The sequence below is a fragment of the Ruegeria halocynthiae genome, assembly GCF_000743705.1.
Classification (GTDB): Bacteria; Pseudomonadota; Alphaproteobacteria; order Rhodobacterales; family Rhodobacteraceae; genus Ruegeria; species Ruegeria halocynthiae_B.
On record NZ_JQEZ01000009.1, the window covers coordinates 1 to 24,088 of the forward strand.

General features: G+C 55.4%; 8 protein-coding genes and 2 pseudogenes. 6 read left to right on the top strand and 4 right to left on the bottom strand.

Features of this window, described 5'->3' with window-relative positions:
- From JT51_RS20315 to JT51_RS20330, 4 genes and pseudogenes are all read left to right on the top strand, one after another.
- A partial coding sequence (locus JT51_RS20315) for a beta strand repeat-containing protein (protein WP_037317468.1) occupies positions 1-3,471 on the top strand: 3,471 nt, incomplete at its 5' end.
- Between the two features lie 299 nt (positions 3,472-3,770).
- Positions 3,771-10,997: an autotransporter outer membrane beta-barrel domain-containing protein gene (locus tag JT51_RS20320; RefSeq protein ID WP_152563410.1), complete on the top strand. Its 7,227-nt coding sequence runs from the start codon at positions 3,771-3,773 to the stop codon at positions 10,995-10,997.
- A gap of 434 nt (positions 10,998-11,431) precedes the next feature.
- The gene (locus tag JT51_RS22005; RefSeq protein ID WP_081894768.1) at positions 11,432-11,644 is read left to right on the top strand and encodes a hypothetical protein; all 213 of its coding nucleotides are present in this window, start codon (positions 11,432-11,434) and stop codon (positions 11,642-11,644) included.
- 295 nt (positions 11,645-11,939) lie between these two features.
- Positions 11,940-12,452 (top strand): annotated as a pseudogene (locus JT51_RS20330) (integrase core domain-containing protein); the annotation flags it as partial.
- A 32-nt stretch (positions 12,453-12,484) separates the two neighbouring features.
- Here the strand turns inward: JT51_RS20330 and JT51_RS20335 are convergent.
- Both JT51_RS20335 and JT51_RS20340 read right to left on the bottom strand, forming a co-directional pair.
- Positions 12,485-14,572 carry a tetratricopeptide repeat-containing sulfotransferase family protein gene (locus JT51_RS20335; RefSeq protein ID WP_037317477.1) on the bottom strand — a complete coding sequence of 696 codons (2,088 nt, stop codon included), beginning with the start codon at positions 14,570-14,572 and terminating at the stop codon, positions 12,485-12,487.
- 546 nt (positions 14,573-15,118) lie between these two features.
- Positions 15,119-16,072 (bottom strand): winged helix-turn-helix domain-containing protein, encoded by a 954-nt coding sequence (locus tag JT51_RS20340; RefSeq protein ID WP_037317480.1) that lies wholly within the window; start codon positions 16,070-16,072, stop codon positions 15,119-15,121.
- A gap of 336 nt (positions 16,073-16,408) precedes the next feature.
- Between JT51_RS20340 and JT51_RS20345 the strand changes: the two genes are divergently transcribed.
- On the top strand, positions 16,409-20,662 hold the full coding sequence (locus JT51_RS20345) for a beta strand repeat-containing protein (RefSeq protein ID WP_152563411.1): 4,254 nt from the start codon (positions 16,409-16,411) through the stop codon (positions 20,660-20,662).
- A gap of 142 nt (positions 20,663-20,804) precedes the next feature.
- On the opposite strand, the pseudogene JT51_RS21645 reads toward JT51_RS20345, so the two are convergent.
- Positions 20,805-21,829 (bottom strand): annotated as a pseudogene (locus JT51_RS21645) (IS30 family transposase).
- Between the two features lie 190 nt (positions 21,830-22,019).
- On the bottom strand, positions 22,020-22,202 hold the full coding sequence (locus JT51_RS20355; protein ID WP_037317486.1) for a hypothetical protein: 183 nt from the start codon (positions 22,200-22,202) through the stop codon (positions 22,020-22,022).
- A gap of 211 nt (positions 22,203-22,413) precedes the next feature.
- On the opposite strand from JT51_RS20355, the gene JT51_RS20360 reads away from it, so the two are divergent.
- A complete protein-coding gene (locus JT51_RS20360; RefSeq protein WP_037317489.1) occupies positions 22,414-24,054 on the top strand; it encodes an RcgA family putative transporter in 1,641 nt (546 codons plus the stop codon).
- Positions 24,055-24,088 lie beyond the last annotated feature (34 nt).

Consider the following 24,088-nt stretch of genomic DNA (forward strand, 5'->3'; position numbering starts at 1 on the left):
CAAACAGAAGCTACGGGGGCTGGCGTCTTTGTTACCAAAGGTCTGGAAGGTGAGTTTGCCAACAGCGGATCGATCACTGTGCTTGTGACCGATAACACCGATTCAGCTGAAGCCTTTGGTTTTTACAGCCGCGACAAAACCACAGGTAACGTGTCGAACAGCGGCACGATTCAAGTCACGGCACGCGGATTCAGCGCAGATGCGATCGGGTATGGCATCGTGGTCTCCGAGTTTGAGGGGACCTTGTCAAATTCCGGTGTGATCACTGCCACAAGCACCTCGGGCAGCAAAGGTGCGGATGCGCGGGGCGTCCATTTGCGCAGTGGCTCAGATGGAACGATCACTAACAAAAGCACGATCTCGGCATCGGCCACCGGTTCAACCGAAGCAGATGCACATGCGATTTCTTTGCAGGATGCATTCACGGGCAGCGTCACAAATACGGGCACATTGTCCGCTTCGGCGACAATTACCAATGATACAGATGCGTTTGCGGCGATGGCGGTTGGTGTCTGGGCAGATGACATGCAGGGGACGTTCTCGAACAGCGGCATAGTCACGGCTAAGGCCGCGGCTGCGTTCGAGGCGAACGCCTATGCCCTGAATGTTGCCGGACAAATGACCGGCGACATAAGTAACAGCGGTGATGCCACTATCGTGGCCGACGGCGGCGACAATGCTACGGCGATCTTCGCTGGCATTAAAGGTGGGCTGAACGGCAGTTTTTCAAACAGCGGCACGATCACCGTGACCTCAAGCGGGCAGGCCGAAGATGCGATATCCCTTGCTCTTGGAGTCGATGGCGAGATGGCTGGCGATATCACCAACAGCGGCAGCATCGTCTTGCAGGCTGCTGCGCAGTTGGATGCAACCGCTGTCGCAGCTGAAGTCTTGGGTAACTTCGACGGAAGTTATTCCAACTCAGGTACAATCACCGCGATTTCAAACAGCCAGGCCGGCGATGCCGAAGCTTTTGTCTTTCGAGTTGAAGGTGACATGGATGGCGATATCACCAACAGTGGTGGCATCTCCCTACAGGCTGATGCGGAATATTCCGCGACAGCCATTGCGTTTGCAGTTTCAGGGGTCCTGGATGGGGATTTCACCAACACCGGTACGATAACTGCGATTGCTGACGGTCTGGATTGGGAGGGCGAAGCACTGGCCCTTGATATCGACGACGGAATGATCGGCGACATCACCAACAGTGGCACCATCCGCTTGCAGGCTGTAGGGCAGTCCTCTGCAACCGCGATCGGATTCGATATCCGCGGCGGCCTGGTGGGTAGCTTCACCAACTCAGGCACGATTACAGCGACTGCGAATGACCAAACCGAACAGGCAGAAGCTTTTGTTCTGGACGTTTCCGGGGGGATGACCGGCGACATCACCAACAGCGGAACAGTTACACTACTTGCTGAAGCCGCAACCGGCGCTGAAGCCGTTTTTGCCGAAATCAGCGGTGGGCTGAGCGGTGATTTTAACAACAGCGGCACGATTTCGCTGCAGGCGAGCAGCGGGACCGAAGACGCTGAGGCTTATGGTCTGTATGTTACTAGCGGCATGACGGGTGATGTCGTCAACAGTGGCTCAATTAACATCTCAGCCCAGGGTCAAACAGAAGCTACGGGGGCTGGCGTCTTTGTTACCAAAGGTCTGGAAGGTGAGTTTGCCAACAGCGGATCGATCACTGTGCTTGTGACCGATAACACCGATTCAGCTGAAGCCTTTGGTTTTTACAGCCGCGACAAAACCACAGGTAACGTGTCGAACAGCGGCACGATTCAAGTCACGGCACGCGGATTCAGCGCAGATGCGATCGGGTATGGCATCGTGGTCTCCGAGTTTGAGGGGACCTTGTCAAATTCCGGTGTGATCACTGCCACAAGCACCTCGGGCAGCAAAGGTGCGGATGCGCGGGGCGTCCATTTGCGCAGTGGCTCAGATGGAACGATCACTAACAAAAGCACGATCTCGGCATCGGCCACCGGTTCAACCGAAGCAGATGCACATGCGATTTCTTTGCAGGATGCRTTCACGGGCAGCGTCACAAATACGGGCACATTGTCCGCTTCGGCGACAATTACCAATGATACAGATGCGTTTGCGGCGATGGCGGTTGGTGTCTGGGCAGATGACATGCAGGGGACGTTCTCGAACAGCGGCATAGTCACGGCTAAGGCCGCGGCTGCGTTCGAGGCGAACGCCTATGGATTGTATTTTGACAACTTTGACGGTGAGATCACGAAAGTTGGGGAGATCTCGGCAACCTCCGATACCGGCGATGCTTATGCCATCTACCTTGGTACCGGCTCTGGTATCCTCAACCTGACCAGCTCGGACAAGGTCAGCGGCCTGATTCGCGTACAGGACCACAACGTCAAGCTGGACGCGGTCGGCGGCAGTGCGATCTTCGAATTCGAAGACGCTACTCCGGGCGCAGGAACTTTTACCACCACTGCTTCAGACGGCCGGTCGGCTTGGTTTGTACAGGACGAAGGCGGCGCAGCCCCGGTCTACGCCAGTGTTGATGCATCCGAAGTGCTGAACTCGGGCGAGGTGACGGCGTTCTATGGCAGTGTGGTTGGTTCCTCCACAGCCGCGCTGCGCTATGCGCCGCAAGCACAGGTCACGCGCAATACAACCACGGGCCATGTATCTGGCCTGACCTTTGGCGCCTTCCGCCCCTATGTCATTGTCGATGCCGCGACGCGCAGGTTTGAGAACCTGCCCGACACCGATGCTGATGTCACCCTGTTCAACGGCAGCGCCGGGTATTCCGGCCAGTTGGAAAACGGCCTTGCCGTAGCACTGGGTCTGGGTGTCTTCCGTTCGAATGGGGATACCAATACGACCGACTTCGACACTGACGGCTTTTATTTGGACGCTTCTGTGGGTCGTCAGATTGGTGCTTACACAATTGAGGCTGGACTGGGCTATGGCTGGTTGTCGACCGACAAGTCGCGCCAGATCACTGGCAGCGCGGATGCAAATGCGGATTACGACAGCACGCTGCTTACAGCTTATGTCGGAGCCGAGCGCGCGTTTGATGTTGGTGACGGTTTTGGACTGCTGGGCTTTGGTGGCCTCCGCTATACCCGTCAGAAGGATAACCGCTACACCGAAACCGGATCCTCAGCAAACGCCACTGTCGGCAACAGCACCACCGATGTGATTGAGGTCCGTCTGGGCGTCGAAGCCGAGAAATCGCTGGGCGACGGCGGTCTTGTGATTGGTCAACTGTCCGGCGTCCTGCGCCGGGACCTGGGAGATACCGAGGCCGCAGTGACCGTATTCTCATCAACTCAGTCGCTGTCCTTTGCCTCCACCGATTTCACGGGGGCAAGTGTTCTGGTCGGATACGAGCATGAGTTTGTCACAGATATGCTGTTCGAAGTGAATGCCGAACAGGAAATCGGCAGAGACGCACAGGGACCAAATTTCCGGGCCGGGGTGCGATGGTCGTTTTGAAATCTTTGGCCCGATCCAAAATCACCAAGCAAGCAGTTGGGGAAAACCTGATGAATGGTCTAAAAACACACCTTACGCAAAGTGAATGTGTCAGCCTTCTCAAGGTGACGACTGCATTGCAGAGTGTAACTGATTTGATCCGAATTGGCGCGCGTTTCAAGACGTCAGGCTATCTGAACTTGCCTTCAGCTTCGGTCGGTCTGATGGGCGTTTGGATAGTAACGGCCTCGTCAGCCACAGCGGCCTCGTGTGACACTAGCGAAACTTCGTCGACTGAGTACTTTTGTACCGGCGATGTTTTGGAAACTAACATTGACGCAACCGACCTTGATGACGATATCAGCGAAATCATCTTTAACGATATCAACTCGTCCGAATACGAAGGCACTTATGTGTTCTCGGTTGACAATACCGGCGACGAAGGCAACAGCCACGGTGATAATGGCGACGACGTCAACGGTATCCTTGTCTATTACGACGGGAGCGACTCCACTATCGAAGTCAGTGGGGGCGACGATACGCCTGTCATGTCACTTAATGGTGCTGGCGGGAATGGTCACTCGGGCAAAGACAGGACCAGTGTCACCAGTAGCGGCAATGGCGGCAATGGTGGTGATGGCGGTACTCTTGAGGACGCACAAATCTTAACCTTTGTAGAAGGTACTGTCAGCGGCGACGGCTTTAGTGCGGTGGAAGTCACGGCATCTGGGGGCAATGGTGGTTCCGGTGGTCACGGCAAGAATTACGCGACGATCACTGATGGTACGGGCGGCGATGGCGGCAATGGTGGTGATGGCGCGACGGCTGAACTGAATATTGATTTGAATGCGAGTCTCAATATCAATGTCAATGGTGAGGAACAGGCCGGTATCTATGTCCTCAGCTCTGGCGGTGACGGGAATGATGGCGGTGACGGCGACGGTGGTTTCGCGGCGTATGCCGGGGACGGAGGATACGGCGGTCGGGCCGGAGACGCGAATCTTTATCAATATGAGGGGTCTACCCTAATCGTTGAGACAGACGGTCAATTGGCGCACGCTGTCGAGGTGATCAGCCGAGGCGGCGATGGCGGCGACGGTGGTGATGCGACCAACAGTATCGGTGATGCCTATGGCGGCGATGGTGCTTCGGGCGGGGATGGCGGAACTGTCACAGTTGAAATTGATGACGCAACGCTGACGACGAATGGCGACGATTCAATTGGTATTCTCGCGCGATCCTACGGCGGTGCCGGTGGTGATGGTGGTAGCGGTAACTCCGACGTTCTTGACGGCGACGGTGGATCGTCCAGTGGCTCTGGCAATGCGGGTGATGTCAACGTCACTTTTGGAGGAACCCTAACGACGACCGGCAGTGGCGATGATTCCGATGACGATGGTGACGACTACACAACCACGTCCAGCGGCATTCTTGCGCAATCGGTTGCCGGGTTTTCAGGCGATGCCGGAGATTCTAGTGGGACGTTTGTTGCATGGGGTGCGTCATCCGAAAGTGCAGGTGATGCAGGTACCGTTACAGTAGAAGTGCTATCCGGCAGCACCATCGAAACACAAGGCACATACTCCGTCGGTATCGAAGCGCAATCCATTGGCGGTGGCGGTGGCAAAGGCGGATCGGCAGACGCAATCGACTCTATTGGCGGCGATGGCAGCGCCGGAGGCAACGGTAGTAAGGTTACAATCACTGTCGATAGCGACAGCGATACAACGATCACAACGGCAAACGACTATTCAGCAGCCATCAGCGCGCAATCTGTCGGCGGCGGCGGCGGCAAAAGCGGCGGCGGATCAGGGTTGGCGACAATCGGTGGCACGGGCGGAACCGGTGGCGATGGCGGCCAGGTCAGCGTGTCGTTGGCCGCTGACCTCACGACTAAAGGCGACTACTCCGAAGGCGTTTTTGTACAGTCGCTTGGCGGCGGCGGTGGCGTAGGGCATTCGACAGATGGTCTGTTTGAAAGCGTCGGCGGGTCCGGCGGGTCCGGTGGCAGTTCTGACGCCGTTTCCGTCGAGCATGTTCTTGGGAACATTTCCACATCAGGCATAGATTCCGACGGTGTCGATCTGCAATCCATCGGCGGCGGTGGTGGCAAGGGTGCCTCGTCCATGGATATCGGCGTAGAGGTTAGCGTTGTCGTGGGCTCTACCGGCGGGGATGGCGGCGACGGTGGAACGGTCACGTATTCCGACAAGGATGACACAGCCTACTCCATCACCACGGCCAAGGAATACTCGGCAGGCATTTCGGCGCAGTCCGGCGGCGGCGGCGGCGGCAATTCCGGCAGTGTCACCAACATTACGGCAAGTGTTGGTGTTGGGGTCGCGGTGGGATCAACCGAAGACGCCGCGAGCGGTGGTGACGGAGATACGGTATCCGTGGAAACCCATGCGAATATCACGACCTTCGGGGAGCATTCCGACGGTATTTTTGCGCAAAGCTATGGCGGCGGCGGCGGCAATGCGGGCCAGTTGGTGAATGTCGATGCCGGGTATGATTTCGGGGCGGTTTCCGTCTCGACCGGTGGGGCCGGTGGCACTGGAGGCGATGGCGGGGCGGTCAGCGTAACCTCAGACGGTGATATTTCGACGTCTTCGGCGCATTCCTTTGGTATTTATGCGCAGTCAGCGGGCGGCAGTGGCGGCAAATCCAGCAGCATCTACACGATCAATTCATCCTCAGTAGATTCTGTCGCGATTTCTACCGGGGCGTCTGGCGGTGACGGCGGAGACGCAGCCGCGGTCACGGTAAACAACACGGGAAATGTTACAACAGACGACGAAAGCTCCACGGCGATCTATGCCCAGTCTGTCGGCGGTGGCGGTGGCAATTCCGGCACGACCTTTTCGTTTGATGCTGTGTCGACGGCATCGGTGACGGTCTCTGTGGGCGGCACCGGCGGAGATGGCGGAAGTTCAGACGTCGTGACCGTGACCAACTCGGGCAAGATCGCCGCAAAAGGTGACAACTCTGACGGCATTTTTGCTCAAAGTCTCGCGGGCGGTGGCGGTAATTCTGGCAGCACCTATTCCGGCTCGGGGATTTCGGGTGCCGATGTTGCGGTTGCGATCGGCGGTTATGCCGGTGACGGAGATGCATCCGGGGCGGTCAGTATTAAGAATATGGGCGACGTTACCGTTTCAGGCTCGAACGGAAGCGCTATTTATGCCGAAAGCCGCGGGGGCAGCGGCGGCAAATCGGGGTCGGTCATGGCCTTTGATGTGGCGTCGTATGGAACAGTGGATGCTGCGGTGGGCGGTGAAGGCGGCGATGGCGGAACCGCAAGCACTGTTTATGTCGAAAACTATGGCAATCTAACCGTAAACGGCGACAACGGTGTGGGTATCTACGCCAATTCCCAAGGCGGCGAGGGCGGAAACAGCGGCACTGTTATCGCGACGTCAGTGATTACGGCTGACGCCATTAGTGTTGGTATCGGGGCAGGTGGCGGCGCAGGCGGTACTGCGGATGACACAAGCGTCTATAACTATGGGTCAATCACGACGTCGAAAGATCTGGGCTACGGAATTCTGGCGCAAAGCATCGGTGGTGCAGGGGGGAACGCCAGCACGGTGATCAGCGCAGATCTTCTGAGCGGCATTTTGGCTGATGATACGGGCGGCATATCGGGTGACGTCGAAGTCGCTATTGGTGGTAGTGGCGGCGACGGAGGTTCCGCCGGTACAGTTTACGTGGAAAGCAACGGCAAAATTTCGACCTCGGGTGAGAAGGCATATGGCATTCTGGCTCAGAGTATTGGCGGCAACGGTGGATCAGGCGGTTCCGTATACACGTTTGATTTCAATTTCCTGTCGACGTCATCTGCGACGTTCAAAGTGTCGGTTGGCGGCTCTGGTGCCGGCGGGGCTGCATCAGATACAGTGCAAGTCGTCAACAATCACCGGATCATCACAGACGGCATCTATGCCCACGGCATTTTTGGGCAAAGTGTTGGGGGGTCCGGCGGTAGTGGTGGCAGTGTCACCGCAGTCGGGCTTTCGACGACAACAAAATTTGATTTGGGTGTTTCGGTTGCCGTTGGGGGCGAAGGTGGTGATGGCTCTGCCGGTGCCGAAGTAGACATCGTAAACAACGGTGTTATCAAGGCTCTGAACAATGGGGCTGCAGGCATCTATGCACAAAGCATCGGTGGCGATGGCGGCGATGGCGGTTCCGCTACGACATACGTGTTGGATTACACAGGCAGCACTGGGAACAGTGCCGGTGTTTCGCTCTCACTCGCCGTTGGTGGCGAGGGTGGAACAGGAAATGACGGTGATATTGTCCGCGTAACCAATTCCGGCTTGATCCATACGGGTGGGTCGAGCGGCGACGGTATTTTTGCTCAGTCCGTTGGTGGAGGTGGTGGTGATGGCGGTTCGGCCGAGGCGACTTCCATAGCCTATGTTTCAAGTGCAGATGATTATAAAAACGTAAGCTTTGAGGTCGGTGTCGAACTTGGTGGTTCGGGCGGCAGCGGCGGTGACGGTGGCTTAGTTGACGTGGTCAACGAGGGTAAAATTGTCACGACAAATGACGTCTCAGTCGGCATTTTCGCGCAATCTGTCGGGGGCGGCGGCGGGACTGGCGGGGAATCCGGATCGACCAGTTCGTCGTCTTCGGATGGGTCGACATCCTGGGTCGATATCGCCGAAGAAATTGCCAGCGATGTTTGGGACACTGGTGTAAGCACTTACACGCTCTATTCCCTTTACCAGAACTACAGCAGCTATTTCACCAACTGGACTGTCTCGATTGGTGGGGATGGTGGCGCGGCCGGGGATGGCGGCGAGGTGGATGTAAACAACAGCGACACAATCACCACCTATGGTGTCGATTCAACCGCGATCTATGCCCAGTCGGTTGGCGGTGGTGGCGGGTCCGGCGGTACAGGCACCGGAGCTTCGATTAAAACCAAGGTGGAGATCGGCGGAACCGCAGGTGCGGGTGGGCATGGCGGCTCTGTAAACGTTATAAACTCGGGCGATATCACCACAAGCGGGGTGCGCGCCAATGGGATCTGGGCGCAGTCGGTTGGCGGCGGCGGCGGTGATGCCGGTGATGTCGAAGGCGCGTTTGGGGCAGGCATTGACGATCTTGTCGGCACCAATTTTTCGATTGATATCGGTGCAAACTATGACGGCGACGCAGGCAATGGGGGTGACGGTGGCGACGTTTCGGTGCAGTCCACAAATGCCGACATCAATACCTTTGGTGAAAATTCGGTGGGTATCTGGGCACAATCTGTGGGTGGCGGCGGCGGCACAGCAGGCAGTATCGCGCTGTCCTTCTACATCGCGGGTTCAAATGGCGCAGAGGGCGACAGCGGTGATGTTGACGTGGCGCTGGACGGCGCAAATGTCATTTCGACCGGTGACTATTCGTTTGGGGTCTTTGCACAATCAAGCAGTGGGTCTTATGAAACATCTGATGTCAGCGATCTGGATGATTATTTCACTTATGACGGGGACGCCTCGTACGATTCCGGTGACGTGAATATCAGCCTTACCAACGCATCAAACATCGATGTGTCAGGAGAATACAGCCGGGCTATCTTAGCCGCATCGACTGGATATGACAGCGCTGGTGCGATCTCCATCAACGTTGGAGAAGGCAGCTCGATTTCCGGCAGCGACGGCAATGCTCATGTGATTTCGCTTTACGACGGCAACAGCAATGTGATCAACAACTACGGTACGATCGCGGACGAAGACTTCACCGACACAAGCCGCGAAGATGACGTTTATGTGATCTATACGGATGTCTCCAGCGACGATTACGACAGCTCTGGCATGGACGGCCAAGGCGCGATTACCATTTCCAACTACGGGACGATTTCGGGCTCGGTCAAACTGTTTGAAAATGCGACGGGCAGTACGTTTCAGAACGAGTCCGGTGGGGTGTTCAACATGGGGTCCATTGTCGATCTGGGTAGTGGTGGCGGTACGCTGAGCAACTCGGGTATCTTGTCACCCGGCGGATCAGATCATGTATTCACGACTACGATTTCAGGTGGAACGCTTGTGCAGAGTGGTACTGGCAAGCTTCTGATAGATTTGGAGATGAACACAGCGTCAGATGACGAGAACGCTGACGTGATCATTGCCAACAATGTGACATCTCTGGATGGATCTTTGAAGGTGAACGCCACCGGGGTTAACAATATTTCCGGCGGGGGCAGCGGGTCTGTCTACGTTTTTGTTTCCGATGACCTCAGTGCTGAGGACCTGACAATATCGGACAGCTTGCTGGTTGACTATGAAGTTGCGCTTGTTTCGGGCGAAGACGTCACAATCGATGGTACAACTTATTCGGACACCGATGCGGTCGAGTTGAGCTATACCTTCAATGCAAGGCCTTCCGGTGTAAACGAGAATACGACGAACCTCATCCGCTATCTCGGACGCAATAACTTTGGAGATACAGGATCGGATGACTCTGGAGATACAGGATCGGATGACTCGGACGCTTCTGGCGGTACGGATGTAAATGGCCAAAATGTGCAAGATGCTATCGCGTCGGTTTTTAATGATCTCCTGAACGCTGAAAGCGTTGAGGAGCTCGAAACAATTTCTGCAGCGCATATTGTCGATGAAACGGGGGCTGCGTTGTTCGCGGCGCGTCAGGCCAGCCACGCTATACACAATCATCTGCGCTCCTGTCCGTCGCTTAGTCAAGCTGGCACTGGTGAATTCATGCGCGAAAACGATTGTGGTTGGGTTGGTTTTACTGGAAGTGTAAGCACCTATGAAAACGCCGGAGGAGGTGCTTCCGTCGACGAAAGCACCTATGGGTTCATTGCCGGTGGACAGCGCATCATAGACTCCGGGTTGATCCTGGGCGGGCTGCTTCAAGGCGAAGACGTTGCGCTTTCTGGATCTGGTTTTGACCAAGATGGCCATAGATTCATTGCAGCTGCTGTTCTCAAGTACGAAAACGGTCCGGTAACCTTTTCCTTCTCAACGGCTTATGGTCATCAGAACCTTGATCAGCAGCGTCAATACTTTGTCGGTGGGGCGGGCTACGAAGCCAATTCAGATGTGACGAGCCACAGCTTCTCAGCTGATGCGCGCGTAACTTACCTTCAGGAGTTCACAGCGAGTTATTTGCGCTGGGGGATGGGATTGGGGCTGTATCATACCCGCCAGAATGGCTTTAAGGAGTCTGGAGATGGTCACCTGAATTGGGCCATTCAAAGTTCAGACGATACGGATGTGGTGCTGAGACCGACCCTGGAGTTTGGCCATCTGTTTGGAGAGGGTGGTGCTCTCGGACGAGTTTACGCCTCTGCCGGGCTATCGGCAAATTTGACTGATCCAAGCAATCAGGTTAACGGCAGTTTGATTGGCTTGAGTAGTGATGAGCAGATGGCTCATGTGTTCAACTATGATCGCTACGCCGCCGAATTTCGCCTTGGTTTGGACTATCAAATTGAGGAGAATGCACGGATCACCATCCGAGGAGGTGGAAGTTTCTCAGAAAACTCCCGAACAGGTGATTTGTCGGTTACTGCACGTTGGATGTTTTGAGGATGATAGTGGATTGTCACAAAGACGGATCTTTGTGCAGTTGGAGTAATTTCAGAGACCAATTCAGCGCAAAGTCGCTTCCAATAGTGTCACTGTGCCTTTAATTGCTGAACGCTGGCTTCAGAAAGTTGAGCAAAATCAGTCCCAAATAGTGCCCTTAATTTCTGGACTGTGTCATTAATTGCCGGACTGTGCATTCTGGGGATAAGTCGCGTGTCAGTCAGAAGTGAACAGGTACAGCGACCCTTGTTATCCCTCACCAAGCTATTTGAGATCCCGGGTGGGCAACTTGTGGATATCCAAGAATTAAGGACACAAAATCAGGTCATATGTCCCAGAATGTATCTGCGTCCAGTAATTAAAGGCACAGTGACAGTCGGGTGAATTGTAACCGCTCGATTGGCACCGTCTGCCTGAGCTTGGGTTTGTGATCTATGACACTGTTTTACGACGTCGTTAGCGACGTGTCTTATGCGGGGTCTGCGATGGGTGGTGAAATTCTTGGTCAGGAACGGAGGCGTTTCTGGCATGACGAGGACAAACTAGAGATTATCACGTCGATTGGTGTCGGCGGGGCAACGGTACCCAGGTGGCGCAACGCCACGAGATTGCACGACAACAGATTTACGCTTGGCGGCATGAGTTGAAGAAGAAAGGGCTTTGGTCACCCGATGCAGGGGCGCTCTTTTTTCTGTTGATGTTCCGGTCACGACCGGGGTTTCTGTGCCGCAGCTGTCTGCCCCTGAGGCATCTCCACCAACCGCAGTTGAATTGCGCTTGCCGGGAGGTCGCAGTTTGCATTTTGAAAGCGCAATGAACCCGGCCGCACCGTCGTTTCTGATCCGATCGGTGGAAGCCGCATGATCGGCCCCGGCACCGGTGTGCGTATGTATCTGGCTTGCGGTGTTACGGATATGCGCAAGGGGACCGCGGGGCTGGCGGCGCTCGCCCAGGATGACCGTCCGTAAACGGGGTGGACGCAAGCGGGCTGTGGGCACCAGGACACCGATGGCGATCCCACAAGGACCAAACCAGCGATGGTCGCTCGACTTCGTGTCGGATGCGTTGGAGGATGGCCGCAGGTTCCGTGTGCTGAATGTTATCGATGACTTCAGCCGGGAATGCCTGGCCGCCGTGGTGGTCTCGGACAACGGCACCGAACTGACCAGCAATGCGATGCTCAAGTGGCAGGAAGACCGCAAGGTCGACGGGCATCACATCGCGCCGGGCAAGCCCATGCAGAACGGCCTTGTCGAAAGCTTCAACGGACGGATGCGCGAGGAAAGCCTGAACGAACACCTGTTCTCGTCTATTCGCCATGCCTGCCGCATGATTGCGGCATGGCGCACCGACTACAACCACAACCGGCGTCAGTCCAGCCTCGCTGGTCTGACGCCACACGAATATGCTAACCGGCCAAATGGAGGCCAAAACCTGAACAGAGCTAACTTATAAACGCGGACTCACAGGGGAGCAGGTCACCTCCCTTACTCAATATTCGCTCCGAACAGATCAATTAGCGGGGAGAGTTGAGCCTCGTACGTCCGCCATTTTTCTTTGGACGACGCGTAAAGCGGTTTGCGCACCTGTTGAACGCTGGCGGTGCGGACGCGACGTTTGCTTTTATGGAACTCGAGACAGGCGTCATCCCATTCCAGGCTGCAATAGTCTATCAAGCAGCGGGCCTCGGCATCGAAGTCGTCGATCAGAGCTTCGTATTTTACCTCGTGGAATGCGCCGTCCGGTAGGATACTACGCCAGTGGTTCATAAGGCGGGCATAGTTGTTGTAATAGCGGCCAAGCTCGACAAGGTCATAGCTATGGTACTGGCTCCGTTCGAACAGACGCGTGTAGCAGGACAGGCAGGTGTCAAACGGGTTTCGCGTGACGTGAACGATTTTGGCGTTGGGCATGATGCTGTGGATCAGCCCCACCAGCTGGAAGTTAGCTGGCATCTTGTCGACCACGTGCGGCATATCCGGGGCGTGCTGTGCAAGGGCTTCGACATATCTTTCCGCCCGCTGGGCCAGCTTGTCATCGGTCACGGACTTGACCTCCTGCGGCACATTGGTCGTGCCATCGGCCAGTCGACCGAAGATGTTCTGCAGATCGTTGAGCTCACCAGCGCCGAACACTTTGGGGTGCGCGTTCAGAATGGATTCCGTCAGCGTCGTCCCGGACCGCGGCATCCCAAGAACAAAGATGGGTCGATCACTGGACACCGCGCATTCCCGCAGCCGTTCGATCATTGCCTGATCGAACGTCGCGATCAATTCGTCCGTTAGGCGATCATTTTCGGCTGGATCATAGTCGATGAGAGAGCGTTTGATTCTGGCGCCAGCTTCGAACTGGCTAAACGCCTCCTCGTGGCGTTTTAGCTTTTCATAGCACTCCCCTAGCGCATAGTAATAGGCGGCGGCCTTTTGCGGCAGCATGGTGGGGGCATCGGGCAACGCTGCTTCCAGAGCCCGAAACACAAGGCTGTCCGGCGAGATTTCCTCGAGTTTTGCCAATGCGATTGTTGCGCTCAGCTTGTCTTCCGAGGTCGCCGCTGCGTTTTCGAAATGCGCCCGGGCTGCGTCGAAGTTACCGCGCTCAATTTCCAGATGGCCCAGAGCAAGTCGGCTAGAAGACATGTCAGACTTCAGTTCCAGCGCTTTTTGGTAAGAACCTATGGCGGCCTCAACATCGCCAAGATGCGCCTTTGCTATGCCAATCTGGTGGCATGCGGCGGCGTTTTCCGGATCAAGTCGCAGGGCCTGTTCCGCCTCGATCAAGGCCAGCTTGGGGTGGTTCTTTTCATAAAGAACCTGCGATAGCCCGACATAGCTTTCGGCTTTTTCCCCGTTTAGGGAGATTGCGTTTCGGAAGGCGTTTTCTGCCTTGTCCAGATTGTTCTCCAGCATGAACACCCGGCCAAAGTTGCGGTGTAGCTCCGCATCACGCGGCGACCGCTCCAGCTGTGATTCAGCAACGGCGCGCGCTTCGGCGACATTTTCGTCTTCGATCAGAACCGAGATCAGATTGTTCACGGTCTCAGAGGAGTCAGGTTTGATCTTCAGCGCCTTGCGATAAAGTGCAGCGGCCTCGCTCCGGTCGCCATTGTCGCGGGCGATGCTGCCAAGATTGTTGATTGCACGGTCAAATTCCGGATCAAGCGCCAGAGCGCGTTCCTGCGAGGTCTGGGCCGCCGCAAGATTGTCCTGATCGTAGTGGACCAGACCCAGATTGGAATGGGCTGCGGCGTTTCCCGGTGCCAGACGCACGGCGCGCGTGCCGATCTCAAGCGCGTGGTCCAGATGGCCCGCGCTCCGCAGGATTTCGGTGAAGTTCGTCAGGAAACTGACGTTCTCGGGCTGCAAGCGGACCGCTTCAGTCATCGCGTTCACGGCAGGTTCCATCTGGCCAGTCTGGAATGCAATGAGGCCCAGCATCTGATGCGCCGGCGCAAATTTCGGGGCAGCGCACACGATGTCTGAGAATAGCTGCACTGCCGGTTTCAGCTGACCATTCTGGTACCGTGCCATGCCGTGCTGAAAGGCGTCGTGGACTGAAATCTGCTTGCCTTGAGTCATGCTGACAACTCCTGTCTTAGACGCGTTATGAAGGTTGGATTTCCCTTCGTGCGTCGTGGTAACCGGCATGTGTTAGGGGAATGTGAACCGCTCGTCCATCTGTTGGCCGCCTATGAGGTGCATCACTATGTAGTGTGTCCTTCGGGCCATAGCACGAAACTCGTGAGAGCTTTCGAAGTATGCCACTTTCGCGCCCCAACTAACTTCTACGCACCCTCTTCGAATGTTGGAAAGTTCCGAGGGGAGTAGTCGGTGAACAATACTAAGTTGAGGTGGCGCGTGAAAACCACGTGGACTGTGGCGGTCACGTAGTGAGATGGAATGGCGCAGTGGCAAGCGTGGCACCCTCGCTATTCTTTGCGTCTGTGTCTGTGACCGCATTGTCGGTTGGCATACCCGTCGTGAAGGTGGTGCCATCATAGATCAGCGTTTAGACCATCGTCTCAATGTTGGCAGGGATCGGACTCTTCTTTCTGATTGCCAGCTCTTGCTCCCCATAAAATTTAGACTGTCCAATCAGTAGCCAGCCACACGATGCCTGCATCCTCAGAGGGCACTTGTCTGTTCATGAAATGTAAGACAGTCAGACCCGACACTCGTGAGAATGGTGGGTTCGATAAGGTCAGTGTCATCCGGATACGGCCCTGACATTTCAAGCGCTCCCCGAAGGTGCATTCCGGGTGGTACGCGACGCCAAACCACTCTTGTAGCATAAGGAGCGCCTCCCAGCCGCCATGAACTGCCGTGCATCAGGCCTGTCATGATATCGGGTCTGTATTTATGAGGCGCATCCAGAGTTGACAGGCACACAGAATGTGGTCGTTCAGAGTTTTGTTCCGTCACATACATGCGTCCGTTTATGAAAATTGCGGAGCCCAGATAGCGTGCCCTTTGCCTTGTTCCAACTTTGCGGTCCTCACCGCGTTCCGACGTCCAAACGGCGACCTGGCCGTCAACTTCCCTTAGAACAGTCACACCTACCTTGATAGCATTAGGCCATGACGGCGTGCGATAAAACGTGTTGTAAATTCCAAGAATATACCGCCAATCCTTGAGTGGGCTGGCGCCAATGAAGCGCTCTTTTGGTTCATCGTATTCTTTTTTATCTGAGGCGACCGGCAGGTTTTGGTGGGTCGGAAATGGCGTGGTTTCTGGCCCGACAAAATTGCTTTCCATTCGACTGCCAATGTGACGAAAAAAACGAAGCCCCCTGCCATACTCCCACTGAATGCAATGCTCCGGGCTTTTGTCATCCGCCAGTGCTTTTCGCAACGCGTTGACCCGATTGTAAATCGCGGCATCAGAGACTTCCCGACCATCCCAAACAGCTTCGACGAGCTCATCTTTCGTCACCACGTCACCCTCTCGGCGAACCAGATATTGAAGCAGCTTTAGGACACCTCGTTGCAATCGCACGACTTCACCGTCGACATACAGCAGTCTTCGCTTAACATCGAAACTCCAGCGCCCATAGCTGATCGAATAGGGGTCAAAGTTCATGCTGCACAACCTCACGCCGTTCTTTTTTGCTGTTTAGGTGTAATTCTTGTGTAATTCCACATCCCAACTCAACTTCAAGTTAAAAAAATGGGAATTGTGGGTGCAGATTCACACGCCGCTAAACGCGTAAAACGTTCCAGCTACTTCGCGAGCGCAGGCAAAGGTGGTCGCAGGAATACAAGTGAAATCAGCGTATGACTTCGACCTCGCCGGCTTACGGGGGCAAGCCGGTTTTGCGGGTGGCGCTGGTCTGGGTGAATGAACCCATTGGCCGGGCAAAACAAAAAATAGTTCCGAAGGGATCGGTCGGTGAATAGTAGGAAATCTGGTCGGCACGTGAAAAATCACGTGATCCGTGGCGGTCGAGTAGTGAAATGGAAAGGAACAGTGGCGAGTATGGCGCCTTCGCTGTTCCTGGCGTCTGTGTCAGTGGCGGCGTTATCGGTCGGGATGGCGGTAGCGGATGTCATTTCGTCCCCGCAGAATACGCAGGCTGTTTTCAATACCGACGAGGATCATACGATCACTGCTACGGGTTCCGTCGATCTGACGACAGGTGCTGGCGATGCGGTGGTAATTACCGATGACTACTCCAGTACGTTCACGAACGATGGTACAATCTCGGGTCCAGCGACAGGCGACCAGCTTGGGATAGGGTTGTTGGTGGATGGGGATCTGGAGGCAACTGGCCAGGTCGTAAATAATGGTTCGATCGACATCGATGTGAACGGATCGAGTTTTCTTGCGGGGACAGGCATTTACCTCGATGGGCAAGTCGCTGGCGACGTCGTCAACACGGGCACGATCACGGTCAACTCGGACAACAGTTCTAGCGGGCCTGCGCTCGCCTTTGGCGTTGACTTTGACAGCGACGTGGAAGCTACTGCGACCGTCAGGAATTCCGGTGTTATCTCGGTAAAAGCCAGTTCAGGATCCTCCAGTAGAGCACTAGCTACGGGTCTGTTCTTTGACAACGATGTCAATACAGACATCACAAACAGCGGGACAGTTAACGCGACAGCTGAAAACGCTTCAACCCTGTCGGCGACAGGTCTTGACCTTAGTCGCGCGTTGTACGGAGACATCAACAATACCGGAACAATACAGGCAATCGCTGTGGAAAACGGCAGCGTTGCCCAAGCTACCGGTTTGCACATCAACGACGAAGCTGTCGGCAACATCACCAACAGCGGAGCGATCTCGGCAAGCGCCGACGCACATACATCTGCGACGGCTTTTTCCGTCCAGCTTGGTAGTACTCTGACCGGTAATTTCACAAACACCGGCAGCCTCACTGCCACCGCGGGCTTGTCAGCATCCAGAGGACGCCCCCCTTTACCTCCATTTCTTCGCGACCCCACTGCCGCTGCGTTGCTCGTTGACGACATCGTTCAGGGAGACATCGAAAATCGAGGAGCAGTTACGGTCAGCGCCACGGCAACCGACAGAGGATCTGTGACCGCTTCGGGCTTTCACCTCAAAGAAGATTTGAACGGGAACTTTCTGAACTCGGGCACGGTTTCGGTATCGGCGGATACCACCGACGATAATGCCTTAGCCTACGGCCTTTACATCCTGAATGACCTGAATGGAGATTTTGCAAATTCCGGCTCAATCAATGTAACGGCCACCGCCCCGGGTGACGATGCCGACGCCTATGGTGCATACATCGAAGATGATGTTGACGGGAATATCGCCAACAGTGGCATTGTCGATGCGCGGGCCGTAGATGCAACCTCGGTGGAGGTGGCCGGTTTTTACATTGATGATAAATTTACCGGAAACTTCACCAATTCCGGCTCAATAACCGCTATTGGAACCGATGTGACAGGTGCCACCGCCGAGGCCTATGGCCTTTTTGTCGCAAGCGAGATGGTCGGTGATATCCACAACAGCGGGACGGTTTTCGCTCAGGCTGATGGCTCAACGGATGCGACCGCTGCAGGGTATTACATCGACGATACTCTCAACGGCAATTTCACCAATTCCGGATCTTTAATCACCATCGCTACAGATCAGACGGAAGCGGCGAGGGCGTTTGGTCTGTATGTTGATGACGATTTCACCGGCGATGTTTCGAACTCGGGCTCAATCACATCCGGTGCTGTCGCCGCAAATCTGGGACTGGACACGGACACGCACGGGGCGTTGGCAGGAGCTGCCGGATTTTACTTCGACGAAAACTTCGACGGAAACTTCTCGAATTCAGGATCGATTTCCACAACATCATTTGCTGACAATGGGACATCCAATGCTTTCGGGTTGGCCTTTGCTGACGGCCTTGTCGTCAACGAGGATATGGCGGGAAACATCTCTAACAGCGGCACGATTAGTGTCTCTGCCGAGGGTGAGGTCTCGGCAGGAGCGTCAGGCTTTCACATCAGCGGGCAGTTGAGTGGGGATTTCTCGAACTCGGGCACGGTTTCGGTAAACGGGGTTTCTCGCTCTGGTGGGGTGGAGGCCTATGGCCTGTATGTCGGCGACGACTCCACCGGCGACATTACCAACAGTGGATCGGTGTACGTACACGGCGATGGATCTACAGACGCAACAGTCGGGGGCTATTACATTGACGGCGATCTGAACGGCACATTCGAAAACTCCGGAACAATTGTGGCGAATGTCACCGGCAGTGTATATTCTGCATATGTCGCGGGCCTTGTAATACTAGAGAATCTGGGCGCAGGCGGCGGCATCCTCAACACCGGATCGATCTTGAGCCGCATCGAGAACGAGGGTCTCTCGTACGTCAACACGAGGGGTATCTTTGTCCGTCGCGACGTTTACTCAGACATTGAGAACGCCGGCACGATCAGCGCAGTTGTCACCGGTAACCGGATCGGCTCCGCAACTGCAACTGGCATCAACATCAGCGGCAGTATGAACGGCACGTTGTCCAATAGCGGCACGATTTCGGCTGCCGCTGATGGAGCATCTTATGCCTATGCTAATGGATTGGCAGTGAACACCGGCTTCGTCGGTGATCTGATCAATTCAGGGTCCATAAGCGCAACTGCAGAAAACCTTGATGGTGGCGTCTCGGCAACTGCTACTGCGATCTTCTTGGGTGCGCTAACGGGCAACGTGGAAAACTCTGGCACGCTGATCGCAACCGCGGGGGGCGACGGTTCCTACATAGACGCGTCGGGTATTTACATTTTTGGTGCGCTTGATGGGGATTTCACCAACAGTGGGGCGATCCGAGCCATAGCTGCCAATGCGCAATCCAGCGCGGCATCCACCGTCGCAACCGGGGTCTTCATCGGCGAGACATCCGGCGTAATCACCAACAGCGGGGCGATCAGCGCGACGGCGTCGGGGGCGGGGGCGGATGCCTATGGTCTTTACATCGACGCTTTCGACGGCGTGATCACGGATGTTGGCACGATCTCGGCCACCTCCGATAACGGCGACGCCTATGCCATCTACCTGGGAAGCGGCAGCGGCACGCTGAACGTTGATACAGAGGATCGAGTGACTGGCACCATGCGGGTCGCAGCGCATGATGTGAACCTCGACGCGCGCGGCGGAAGCAACGTGTTCTTTTTCGAGGACGCGGCCACGGATGCCGGCACCTTCACGACGACAGTTTCAGATGATGGCTCGGCCTGGTTTGTCGAGGACGAAGGCGGCTCCAACCCGATCTATGCGAGTGTTGATTCTGCGGATATGTTTACATCAGGAGACGTCATCGCGACCTACGGCGGGTTGGTCGGCAGCGCCGGTCAGGCGTTGGGTTACAGCGCACCGGCGCAGGTCTCGCGTAGTTTTGCATTCCGGGACAGCTTCGTGAACGCATTCCGCCCCTATGCGATGGTCGACGCGCAAGCGAAACAGTTCGAGCAATCCGGTGGGTCTGATACCGATGTCAATATCCTGAACGGCAGCTTCGGCTTCGCGGGCCAGTTGGACAACGGGACGGCTCTGGCCTTTGGCATCGGTGTGTTCACAGCCGACGGGGACAGTGACACGACCTCATTCGATACCAACGCCGTTTATCTGAGCCTCGCCGCTGGCCGCCAATTCGGCGCCTATACGGTTGAAGCCGATATCGGTGTGGGCTTCCTGTCGAATGACAAGACCCGTGAGATCATTGGCAGTCCGGATGCCAAGGGGGACTATGAATCGACCCTGTATACGTTGAGCATTGGCGTCGAGCGATCCTTCGATTTGCAAAGTGAATTCGACCTGCTGGGCTTTGGTAACGTTCGCTACACCCGGCAGGACGATGACAGCTATACCGAAACCGACTCACTTGCGAATGCGACGGTCGGTGAGGCGACCACCGAGGTTATCGAAGCCCGGCTTGGGATCGAAGTCGAGAAATCCGTCGGCAGAGGAGGTGCGTTGATCGGCCAACTCAGCGGTGTCCTGCGGCGTGATCTGGGCGAGGCATCAACTGATGTGACTGTGTTCTCGACGACGAATTCTCTGGCGTTCCCCAGCACGGATTTTACCGGCGGAAGTATTCTGATTGGCTATGAAAAGGATTTTGTCTCCGGCCTGAAACTGGAGGTGAATGCAGAACAGGAAATCGGCGACGACGCCCAAGGTCCCTTCGTCAAAGCCGGTCTGAAGTGGGCATTCTGAGCCTATAGAAAGCCGTGGAAAGCAGCCTTTTGCTGCTTTCTGAAGGAACCTGTCATCTGGGCTCGGCACTGGCTCGCTTATGAACCAAACGGTAAGATAGGGTACACTCTGCCTGTTGTGAGCGATACCTGAACCGCGACTCCTATTGCTTCTGAGGGTAGGGGGCTTGGTCCAGTTCCACCATCATCTTTTCCCGGAACACCTCTGCTGGCGTCTTCCATCCCAGGCATTTTCTGGGCGTCGCGTTGAGGCGGTCGCAGATCATTTTCAAGTCATGATCTGAGACCGCCGAGATGTCGCGCTTGCGGGGAAGCCAGCGCCTGACTCTGCGGTTGGTGTTCTCAACGGTTTCTTTCTGCCACGGAGAGGATGGGTCGCAGAACCAGGTCTGAGTGCCAATCTCGGCTTGCAGATGCGGCCAACTGACGAATTCGGTGCCGCGGTCGAAGGTGATGGATTTGCGCGCTAGGTGGAGCAGATCACGCACCGCTTTCATGATTTTCCCATGACTGGTTTCGTACGCTTGTTCGGGTTCTTCAGCAGCACCGTGAACCGGCTGACGCGCTCGACCAGGGATGTCACGTTCGACTGCCCAAGACTCTGTTTGAACAGCATCAAATCTCCCTCCCAGTGACCAAACTGGCGCCGATGCGCCACGGCATCGGGGCGAAACAGGATGCTGACATAGTGGTCGAATTTGGGCACCTGACGCTTCCTTGCACGGCGAGGGCGACGATACATTCTGTGCTCAGGCAGATACCACCAGAGCTCGTCGGCCATGCCTTCGCTGGAATAGATGTAGCGGTAGATCGTTTCCTCACAGACGCGCAGCTTGGCGCCTTCATAGATCATTCGATTGCCGATCTGTTCCGGCGTCCATCCATTCTTCAGCCGCTCGACGACACGCTTGCGCAACTCAGGATGGCGGATCAGTTTACGTTGCCTGAAGCGCCGATCCGCAGCATTCCGATGCGCAGACTAGCCGTAGTAGCCATCGCATTTTGGCAAGCAGGGATCCGAAAAATAGTTCCGCTTGATCTCTCGATGGATTGTGGCTTTCGAGCGCTTCAACACACGTGCCATCTCTCGAACAGGAACTTTCGCATACCTCCAGCGTTCAATCCTACGGCGTTCTTCGATGCTCAATTGCGAATATACAGCGCTCATGCCATGATCTCCTCATTAGAGAACCCTTTGGTTTCTAATAGGAGTCGCAGTAGGAAGTAGCGTGCACCCGAGTACAGGCAAGGAGCCGAGAATCCGTTATATGTTCAATTATCCAAGAACCGAAGAATTGAGACCGGTCGGCTGACTGCGGGATATTCCCGCGCTCGCTGTGCGATCCGACTTCTTGAGCTCAAAGGCGAAGACGCGCGGCGGGTGAAAGTTCTACAACTCTTAGTTCGCTGTTTGACGTCACACTGACTTGCCCATTGTTCCATGCGTAGACAACCGCCATTGTTTTGCCTGTAGTGGCGTCCTGCACTTCAATGATCGGTTCGCCTTTTTTTGCGCGTTCGTTTTGTTGCTGTGTCGACATTTTCTTTCCTTGGTAATCTTAGGACCCAACCTTCGAAACCTAGCATTGCGAGGGCGGGTAGGGCTCTTTCTGCGGTTCGACTATTTCACTTCACCCCAAGACCTGGAGCGGATAACTGCTCAACTTGGGGGAGAGTAGAGCGACGCGTTGACAATCGCACGAACTGCAACGAAACAGGACGAAATGGAACGAAATACGATCGTGTAAACCATTGATAAAACGTGGAAGATACTTTGTTCCTCCGCTGAACGATAGCAGCGACTTCAAGGAACTATTCAAGTATCTGGTATCTGTGGGGGCTGGCTTACCCGCTGACCAGACGGGTCTTCCTGCGGGCTCCTGGACCCCAGAGCTACTTGCCAGCACCATCTCACAGTTCGATTCCAACGAGTCCGGCGTCGAATTGCGGACGGTTCAGCATTGGTTTCAGGAAAATGACAGGGGAATAAGCACCGACAATATTCATTGGCTGGCACGTGTGTTCGGCTGTGACGATCCCGACGCGGTCAGCGCGTGGCGAGTGGAACTTAGTGCTGCCAACGGGCGCCTTGCCGCAAAAAGACGGGACAAGCGAAGCGGTCAGAAACTTGGTGTAGTACCTACGACCGAAGCGGTTGAAGGCGTCGAAACTGACACTAGCGGAAACGATCCAAGACGCGCGGATATGGCTAAGCCAATAAGGATGCCTGGTTTAGCCGGAAGAACGGAAGCAATCTTTAGCACTCATGCCTCTTTGGGTTTGCCCGTCATCGTCTTTGCCGCTGCTACAGCGCTAGGGCTCATGTCGTTTTCGCTGAATATCCACAGCGTTGTTTTCACACCACCAACGGGAATGCCAAAACAGGTTGGGTTCTTGTGGGCGCCGAACTGGACAATTGTCTTCATGGCACTTCTGCCGGCGTACTTTGCAGTACTGATCAATCTATTGAGGACGTGGAAGAATGAATGGCGACCAAACCTGTCAAAGTTGACAGACCCAAAGTCACGCAACCCGAGTTGGGCGGGTAGGGTGGCGATGGCCTCCTATGCGTACTGGGCGGTGTTTGGTGTGACTGTGGCGATCGCTTCGGGCTTCAACTGGGTGGAGACCCACCTGATCCCTCTGCTGACCGGGAAGGCAGGAAATTGGGCGGTCGATTGGGGCAGAATAGCGATCTTCCGTCCCGACTTGATATCAGCTCCAAGCGCGATCGTGTTTTCCGGCCTTGTCTTTCTTCTTAACGCATTTGGCTCTTACCTCTTCTTCACTGGCCTCATTATTCTCTATTCAGTTACGGATGATTTCGTTGACTTCGTGAGAAAACTTGGGCGCAGCGCGCCCGTCGAACAGCGCGGGTTTGTTGAAAGAGTGGGCCGTTCAATAATGGTCGGGGTCTTTCGATGTACATCTCTGGGCTTGATGATCACCATTTTGATGAAGCTACAAGCCAGCTTCTTGCTGTCGGAAAGTGTGGATATTGTTGAGTGGATGGCAGTCGACGGTCTCAACGCATTCCGTTCTGATAGGATGCAGTTCTACAAATATGGGTTCGGCCAGAGTGCGCCGGGGCACTATTACAGCTTCTTTTGCCTGATTATCATAGTCGCTGTCTTTATTGTGTGCGCTGCCAGAATACGGGCTGTATTGGCTCATGTGGGTTCACTAAATCGGGATGCCGCGTCCCGCATCCCCTGGGTAGTGATGAACGGAGTCATGGTACTGTTGACGACAACGTACATCCTTGTTGGTGTGTTTCCCGGATTCACTATCCTGCTGATCGTATCATTTGTCGTGGCCGCGTATTTCACCATTCGACCCGCCTCAGGGCGGAAAATATCTTCAACAAAGCGAGAGTATGATGCATCGGTCTAATGTCCTGAATGAGGCCCCTTTTCATCCCCAGGTA